Genomic DNA, 7401 nt, shown 5'->3' on the forward strand with positions numbered 1-7401 from the left:
ATCGATCGCGGCTCCAGCGAGCGTCGCTGCCGCTAAAAGCGCACGCACCCTGAACCGGCGGGCGCCGCGATCGTTGGATCGCGGCGCCCGTTTCATTTCAGGAGAATGGATAGATGACGACCCGCTCGGCTTCGGCCCGCTACGAAGGACTTGGCAAGGACGGCAAGGGACAGGTTTCGCTCGGCTCCGGCCTGCTGACCAACAGCCCTTACGGCTTCAACACCCGGTTCGAGGATGAACCCGGCACCAACCCGGAGGAACTGATCGCCGCCGCGCACGCCAGTTGTTTCACCATGGCGCTCAGCTTCGCCCTGGCCGGCGAAGGCCATTCGGTCGGCACGCTGGAGACGACGGCAAAGGTCACGCTGGTCAAGGACGGCGATGGGTTCACCATCAGCAAGTCCGCGCTTGCGCTGACCGCACGGGTTGAAGGCGTCGAGGAAGACGCGTTCAAGAGGATCGCCGAAGGCGCCAAGAAGAACTGCCCGGTGTCCAAGGTCCTGAATGCCGAGATCACGCTCGACATCACGCTGACCGAGGCCTGAACGCGACGTAGTTTCTGGTTCACGCAACCCGGGATAGGTAGGATGGGTTCTTCATCCCACCTATCCCAAAGGGAGCGTAACCATGCGTACCACCATCCTTTTCACCGCGCTGGCCGTCACCACGCTCGGCGCCGTGCCTGCCGCTGCACAGAACACCCGCTGGCAGGCGGATCGCGAATATCGCCAGGAAGTGCGCGAGGCACAGCGCGACTATCGCCGCGACATGCGCAATGCCGACAGCCGCCGCGATGTGCGCGAAGCACGGCGCGAATATCGTCGCGACGTCCGCGACGCCCGCCAGGATCACCGCCGCGACATGCGCAACATCAATCGCTGGCGCAACTATGACTATAACCGCTTCGAGCCCGGCCAGCGCGGCTATTATGCCGAGCGTTATTATCGGGACGGGCGCTACTATCAGACGCGTCGGCTCGGCCGGAACGACCGCATCTATCGCGGCTATAACGGCCGCTATTACTGCCGCCGCAACGACGGCACGACGGGCCTGATCGTGGGCGCGCTCGGCGGCGGTGTGCTGGGCAACCTGATCGGCAATGGCCGGTCCAGCCTGCTGGGCACGCTGATCGGTGCAGGCGGCGGCGCGCTGCTCGGGCGCGAGATCGATCGCGGTCAGGTTTCCTGCCGCTGAGGAATCAGGGGGTCGGCCTCCGCCGGCCCCCGTTCCATCAGATGATGCCGCCGCCCAGCATCAGGCGCAGCGCAAAGATCACGATCAGCACCAGGTTGAGATTACGTCCGGAATTGCGCGACGACAGCGCGCCGATGCCGGCACCGACGATGGCGATCGGGATGACGAACCAGTATCCCCAGGCCAGAAAGGGCAGGAACGGCACGATGCCCAGCACCAGTGCGACGAGGCCGATCAGGATCGAGACGATGTTCAACATGGTCCTATCTATGGCCCCTGCCCCACCATGGTACAAGCGCCGCCCTGTCCGTTAACCCGCCCGCGACGGGTTGATGCTACACTAGCCGCATGATCCGCCCGCTCCTTCTGGCCTCGCTGGCCGCGCTCGCGCTCTCCGCCTGCAATCGCAATGCGCCAGCCACGCAGAACGACCTCGACCAGTTGGACCGCGAACTGACCCAGGCCAATGCCGACGATCCCGCGCGCGATCCCGCCCTCACCGCGGCGCTGCGCGACCAGATCATGGTCGATCCCGCGCTGGCCCAGTCGTCGAACGGCAACGCGATCCGTCCGCCCAGCCGCCCAGACCCCAATGCAGTCCCCGCCGAAACGCGTCCTGCCGACCCCGTCGATCCCGCCACGCTGTCCAAAGCCCCGGCGCCATCCGGCACCTGTCCGGAATGCCGCGCCAAAGACGGCGCGCTGACCGCAGGCGCACTTGCCGGCACCCGGCCCGCCACCGCCGCCTGCGCACGCCAAGTCCGTTATTCGGCCACCTACGCCAACCGCCTGCCTGCAACGCTGCCTCTTTATCCCGGCGCGCAGGTCAGCGAGGCAGCAGGCGCCGACGGCAACGGATGCGCGCTGCGCGTCGTCAGCTTCCGGGCGGGCGGCACGCCGGAGCGGGTGGTCGACTGGTATTACACCCGCGCCCGGCAGGGGGGGTACTCCGCCGAACACAAGGCGGAAGCATCTCGCCACGTCATCGGCGGCACGCGTGGCCCCGCTGCCTATATCGTCTATGTATCGCCCCGGCCGGGCGGGGGTAGCGACGTGGATTTCATCACCAACGCAGGCATTTGATCCACCCCACGCGTTGCCTTTTGCGAAGCGGGGCCGCTTGCGCTAGGGCGCCGCGATGCAATCGCTTCTTCTCGTCATGTTCGGTGGCGCGCTCGGATCGGGAGCCCGGCATCTGACCGGGCGCACGATGCTCGCGCTGGCCGGCCCCGGCTTCCCCGCCGGCACCTTGACGGTCAATCTGGTCGGCGGTCTCGCCATGGGTCTGCTGGCCGGCCTTCTCGCGCGCTCCGGCGGTGCGGAGGGCTGGCGCCTGTTCGTCGGCGTCGGCGTGCTGGGCGGATTCACCACCTTTTCCTCCTTCTCGCTGGATACGATCATGCTGGTGGAAGCGGGCCGGTCGCTGGCGGCGATCGGCTATGTCGCGGCTTCGGTCGCTGGTTCGCTCGTGGCGCTGGTCGCCGGGCTGTCGTTGGCACGGGGGCTGGCATGACGGACAAGGTTCGCGAATTCACCGTCGGCTATGACGATGACGGTATCCGGCTGGACCGCTGGTTCAAGCGGCATCTGCCCGACACCAGCTTCACCACTGTCGCGAAATGGGCGCGCACCGGCCAGTTGCGCGTCGATGGCGGCCGTGCGACGCCGGGCGACCGTATCGCCGCCGGCCAGTTGCTGCGCGTTCCCCCGCCCGAGGCACCGCGCGACGAGGAAGCACGCCCGCGCCGCGAACGCCCGCCGCTCAGCGAGGATGCGATCGCCTTCGCGCGCGACATGGTGATCTACAAGGATGCGCAGGCGCTGGTGCTGAACAAGCCGCCCGGCCTCGCGACGCAGGGCGGCACCAAGACGCATGAGCATGTCGACGGCCTGCTCGATGCCCTGCAGTTCGAGGCGGAAGGCCGCCCCAAGCTCGTCCACCGGCTCGACAAGGACACCAGCGGCGCGCTGCTCGTCGCGCGCTCGTCCCGCGCCGCGGCCTTCTTTGCCAAGGCGTTTTCGGGCCGCACCGCACGCAAGGTCTATTGGGCGCTGATCGTGGACGTCCCCTCGATCGAGGATGGCATGATCGAGTTGCCGATCGCCAAGCAGCCGGGCAGCGGCGGCGAGAAGATGCATGTGGACGAGGAGAACGGCCAGCCAGCCCGCACCCGTTACCGCGTGATCGAACGCGCCGGCAATCGCTGCGCCTGGGTCGAGTTGCAGCCCTTCACCGGCCGCACGCATCAGTTGCGTGTCCACATGGCGGCAATCGGCCACCCAATCGTGGGCGATGGCAAATATGGCGGCGCAGCGGCATTTCTGACCGGCGGGATCAGCCGCAAGATGCACCTTCACGCGCGGCGCATCCGCGTCGACCATCCCGATGCCGGCCGCATCGATGAAACCGCCAGCCTGCCGACCCATTTCGCCGAAAGCCTGGCAAGCCTGGGCTTTGAGGAAGCACGCGGCGATGCCCTGCCGCTGGACGAGGGCAAGGGTCCGCCGACCCGCGAGCAGGTGAAGGCCCGCGCCAAGGCCCATGCCAAGACGGTGCGCAAGGAACGCCGCGGCGAACGGCGCGGGCGCGGCAGCCGCGATTGATCGGCACGCGCGCCGGCATGTCTCCGCCCCTCCGTCTCGCCGTTTTCGACTGCGACGGCACGCTGGTCGATAGCCAGGCCAATATCTGCCGTGCCGCCGAACAGGCATTTCGCGGCCTCGGCCTGGAAGCGCCCGCGCGCGAGGCGGTGCGCCGCATCGTCGGGCTGAGTCTGGTGGAGGCGATGCGCGTGCTGGCACCCGAGCGGGACGATGCCATGCATCGCCGGCTGGCCGCCGATTACAAGGATGCGTTCTTCGCCATGCGGCATGGCGGCACGCTGGAGGAAGAGCCGCTGTTCGAGGGGATCGGCGCGCTGGTGGCGCGGCTGGACGCGCAAGGCTGGCTGCTGGGCGTCGCCACCGGCAAGTCCGATCGCGGGCTGGCGCATGTGCTGGACCATCACGGCCTCGCCCGGCATTTCGTGACGTTGCAGACCGCGGACCGGCATCCCTCCAAGCCCGATCCGTCGATGCTGCTCGCCGCGATGGCAGAGGCGGGCACGACTCCGCAGGACACGGTGATGATCGGCGACACCAGTTTCGACATGGCGATGGCGAAGGCAGCCGGCGTGCGCGCCGTGGGCGTTGCCTGGGGCTATCATGACGTTCGCGAGATGATGGGCGCCGGGGCGGATGTCGTGGCGGAGCGGGTGGCGGACCTGCCTTCGCTGCTGGTGGCGGCATGAGCGCCGTCGATGCACGGGCGCGGCGGCGCTGGATGGTGATCGTGGGCGTGCGCATGATGGGTATCGCCGGGGCGGTGTTCGGCCTTGTCCTCGTGTCACGCGCGCCGACGCTGGGCCCGCGCATTCTGGGCGTGGCGATCGTGATGTCCGCCTTGCTGGTAGTGGCCATCGTGCCGGCCAGCCTGGCGCAGCGTTGGCGGAGTGGTGGCGAATGAAGCGGTTCTGGACGCATGTGTCGGTGGACGGGGACCGGGTTATCCGGCTGGACGACCGGCCGGTGCGCACCCCCGGCCGCACCCCGCTGGCGCTGCCGACCCCGGCTGCGGCAGGGGCGGTTGCAGCGGAATGGGCGGCGGTCGCCGACAGGGTGGATCCGCGCGCGATGCCGCTGACCGGGTTGGCCAATGCCGCGATCGACCGCATCGCACCCGATGCGGCGCGCTTCGCCGAGGGACTGGCGCGATACGGCGAAAGCGATCTGCTCTGCTACCGCGCCGATGAGCCGGCGGAACTGGCCGCGCGTCAGGCGGCGGCGTGGGATCCGGTGATCGCCTGGGCACGCGCGCGCTACGATATCACGGTGGAGACGACCACGGGGATCATCCACCGGCCGCAGCCGCCCGCGACGCTGGCGCGCCTCAGCGATGCGGTCGCCGCGCTCGATCCGTTCGCCATGGCCGCATTGTCGCCGCTGGTCACGCTGACCGGATCGCTGCTGCTGGCCCTGGCGCTGGTCGAAAACGCGTTCGATGCCGATACGATATGGACGGCTGCGCATGTCGACGAGGACTGGCAGGCCGAGCTGTGGGGCGAGGACGTGCTGGCCGCCGAACGCCGCACCGCCAGGCGTGCCGAGTTCGACGCGGCGCTACGCTTCCTGCACGCGGTGCGGGGCTGACGCCTACCGCGTCAGCTTGCGGATGAAGCCGATCAGGCCGGTCTGGCGCGACCGCTTCAGGCGCTCGGCGGCGAGAATGGTGCGCACGCCCTCGAAGCAGCGTTCCACATCGTCGTTGACCAGCACATAGTCATAGCCGTCCCAGTGGCTGACCTCGTTGGCGGCACGCGCCATGCGGGCATCGATCACCTCCTGCACATCGGTGGCGCGCCGCTCGAGCCGCTGGCGAAGTTCCTCCATCGAGGGCGGGAAGATGAACACGCGCACCACGTCGCCGCCGGCGATCTGGAAAAGCTGCTGCGCGCCCTGCCAGTCGATGTCGAACAGCACGTCCTTGCCGGCCGCCAGCATCTCCTCCACCTGCGCACGCGGGGTGCCGTAGCGATTGTTGAAGACGTGCGCCCATTCCAGGAACGCGTCCTCTGCCGCCATGCGACGGAATTCTTCGAGATCGACGAAGTGATAGTCCTTGCCGTCCACCTCGCCCGGCCGCATCGGCCGCGTCGTCGCGGACACCGACATCGCCAGTTCCGGATCGGCGGCAAGCAGCATGCGCGCAATGGTGGATTTGCCCGCGCCCGATGGCGAGGACAGGACGAACAGGACGCCGCGGCGCTTGAAGCCGTGCGGATCGTTGGGCGTGCTGGGCATGGCCGCCTTTGGCGCGGGGGCTGCCGCTACGTCAAGCTCTGGAAGAACCGATGGGGTAAATGCGCTGCCTCCCGTGTCCTTCAGGCCACCCCGTGTTCTTCAGGCTACAAGCGCGATCAGTTGTGCCAGACCGTTGGCACCGGTCTTGGCGAGCACGGCGGCGCGGTGATCCTCCACGGTCTTGGGGCTGAGGCCGAGCAGCCCGGCCACCGCCTTGTTGCTGTGCCCCTGGACCAGCAGATCGAACACCTGCCGTTCGCGCGGGGACAGGGTGATGGTGCGGCCATGCTGGTCGCGCCGTCCTTTCGACCAGGCCACCCCTTCGGCGACGGCGGCAAGCAGCCGCGCCTCGTCCAGCGGCTTTTCCAGATAATCCAGGCCGCCATGCCGGCGAACCGAGTCGACCGCGTTGGCGGTGGTCGGCCATGCGGTCATGAAGATGATCGCCGTGCAGGGATCGATCGCGCGGACCCTGTCGGCAAAGCCGAAGCCGTCCAGATCGCCCATCATCACATCGGTGACGATGCAGTGCGCGGGGGCCTGCGGATAGACCTCCAGCAGCAGCGCCGGATCCAGAAAGGGCTCCGCATCGAAACCGTGGCGACCGAGCAGCCGGGCGACGCTGGCGCCCAGGTCATGGTCGTCGTCCACGACATAAACGGTACCGGGCGGCGAAGGGGTCATGCGGGATCTCCGATCAGCGGCAGGGTCAGGACGGCGCGGACGGTGCCGCCCGGGTCGATTTCGCGGTCCAGCGTGCCGCCATGGGCCGCAACGATCGCGCGTGCGACCAGCGTGCCGACCCCCATGCCGGGCTGCGCCCCGCGCGTTGGTGAACAGCGGTTGCTGATTGTCACATGCGCGCGATCTCCGGCGGCATGGACGCTCAGTTCGACCACGGCATCTTCGCAGGCCTGAATGGCATTGCGCAACAGGTTCACCACCGCCTGCGCCAGTTCCACTTCCTGCCCCAGCACGGCAAGGTCGGGATCGACGGGTACCACGGCCAGGCGGACGCGCGCCGCCCTGGCCTCGGGCGCGGCAAGTGCCAGCACGCTGTCGATCAACGCGGTGAGCGGCAGCGGCGTCGGTTCGTCCACGACCCGCCCGCCGAAACGGCGCAGGCGGCGGACGAGCGCGGACAGCGTATCGGCCTTGCGATCGATCAGTTCGGCGCTGGCGGCGATTTCCGGCCCTGCGGTGCGGGCGATCGCGTTCAGGTGACGCGCCTCGATCGCCAGCGTGGACAGCGGCTGGCTGACCTCATGGATCACCGCGACGGACATGGCCCGCAGCGTCTTCAGGCGTTCGGCCTGGAACAACAGCCGGTCGCGGCGGGCCATGTCCGTCGCGGTGATCCATGAGGTC

12 protein-coding genes are annotated in these 7401 nt (G+C 68.4%); 8 read left to right on the plus strand and 4 right to left on the minus strand.

Annotated elements, in window-relative coordinates; translation table 11 throughout:
• Positions 1-113 precede the first annotated feature (113 nt).
• Positions 114-545, plus strand: coding sequence for an OsmC family protein (locus Q0U08_RS15355; RefSeq protein ID WP_298092379.1), 432 nt, complete (start codon positions 114-116; stop codon positions 543-545).
• Positions 546-627: 82 nt separating this feature from the next.
• A complete protein-coding gene (locus Q0U08_RS15360) occupies positions 628-1194 on the plus strand; it encodes a glycine zipper 2TM domain-containing protein (protein WP_298092381.1) in 567 nt (188 codons plus the stop codon).
• A gap of 37 nt (positions 1195-1231) precedes the next feature.
• On the opposite strand, the gene Q0U08_RS15365 is transcribed toward Q0U08_RS15360, so the two are convergent.
• A complete protein-coding gene (locus tag Q0U08_RS15365) occupies positions 1232-1453 on the minus strand; it encodes a hypothetical protein (RefSeq protein WP_298092383.1) in 222 nt (73 codons plus the stop codon).
• 89 nt (positions 1454-1542) lie between these two features.
• Here Q0U08_RS15365 and Q0U08_RS15370 point away from each other — a divergent pair, with 89 nt between their 5' ends.
• From Q0U08_RS15370 to Q0U08_RS15395, 6 genes are read left to right on the plus strand one after another with little or no spacing between them, the layout of a single operon-like run.
• Positions 1543-2277 (plus strand): hypothetical protein, encoded by a 735-nt coding sequence (locus tag Q0U08_RS15370; RefSeq protein WP_298092385.1) that lies wholly within the window; start codon positions 1543-1545, stop codon positions 2275-2277.
• Positions 2278-2332: 55 nt separating this feature from the next.
• Positions 2333-2707, plus strand: coding sequence for a fluoride efflux transporter CrcB (crcB, locus tag Q0U08_RS15375; protein WP_298092387.1), 375 nt, complete (start codon positions 2333-2335; stop codon positions 2705-2707).
• Complete coding sequence (locus tag Q0U08_RS15380; RefSeq protein ID WP_298092388.1) at positions 2704-3798, plus strand: RluA family pseudouridine synthase; 1095 nt, start codon at positions 2704-2706, stop codon at positions 3796-3798. The genes crcB and Q0U08_RS15380 overlap by 4 nt, the downstream gene beginning before the upstream one ends.
• A gap of 17 nt (positions 3799-3815) precedes the next feature.
• Positions 3816-4484 carry an HAD-IA family hydrolase gene (locus tag Q0U08_RS15385; protein WP_298092389.1) on the plus strand — a complete coding sequence of 223 codons (669 nt, stop codon included), beginning with the start codon at positions 3816-3818 and terminating at the stop codon, positions 4482-4484.
• Complete coding sequence (locus tag Q0U08_RS15390; protein WP_298092390.1) at positions 4481-4699, plus strand: hypothetical protein; 219 nt, start codon at positions 4481-4483, stop codon at positions 4697-4699. Before Q0U08_RS15385 ends, Q0U08_RS15390 begins: the two co-directional genes overlap by 4 nt.
• Positions 4696-5382, plus strand: coding sequence for an ATP12 family chaperone protein (locus Q0U08_RS15395; protein WP_298092391.1), 687 nt, complete (start codon positions 4696-4698; stop codon positions 5380-5382). Before Q0U08_RS15390 ends, Q0U08_RS15395 begins: the two co-directional genes overlap by 4 nt.
• A 3-nt stretch (positions 5383-5385) precedes the next feature.
• Here Q0U08_RS15395 and gmk read toward each other — a convergent pair whose 3' ends face one another.
• The 3 genes from gmk to Q0U08_RS15410 form a co-directional block, all read right to left on the minus strand.
• Entirely contained in the window at positions 5386-6033 is a 648-nt protein-coding gene (gene gmk / locus Q0U08_RS15400; protein ID WP_298092392.1) for a guanylate kinase, read from the minus strand.
• Between the two features lie 99 nt (positions 6034-6132).
• Positions 6133-6717 carry a response regulator gene (locus Q0U08_RS15405; RefSeq protein WP_298092394.1) on the minus strand — a complete coding sequence of 195 codons (585 nt, stop codon included), beginning with the start codon at positions 6715-6717 and terminating at the stop codon, positions 6133-6135.
• On the minus strand, positions 6714-7401 hold a 688-nt coding region (locus tag Q0U08_RS15410), incomplete at its 5' end, for an ATP-binding protein (RefSeq protein ID WP_298092395.1). The genes Q0U08_RS15405 and Q0U08_RS15410, both read right to left, overlap by 4 nt.

This window comes from uncultured Sphingomonas sp., from assembly GCF_946477935.1.
In the GTDB taxonomy this organism is placed as follows: Bacteria; Pseudomonadota; Alphaproteobacteria; order Sphingomonadales; family Sphingomonadaceae; genus Sphingomonas.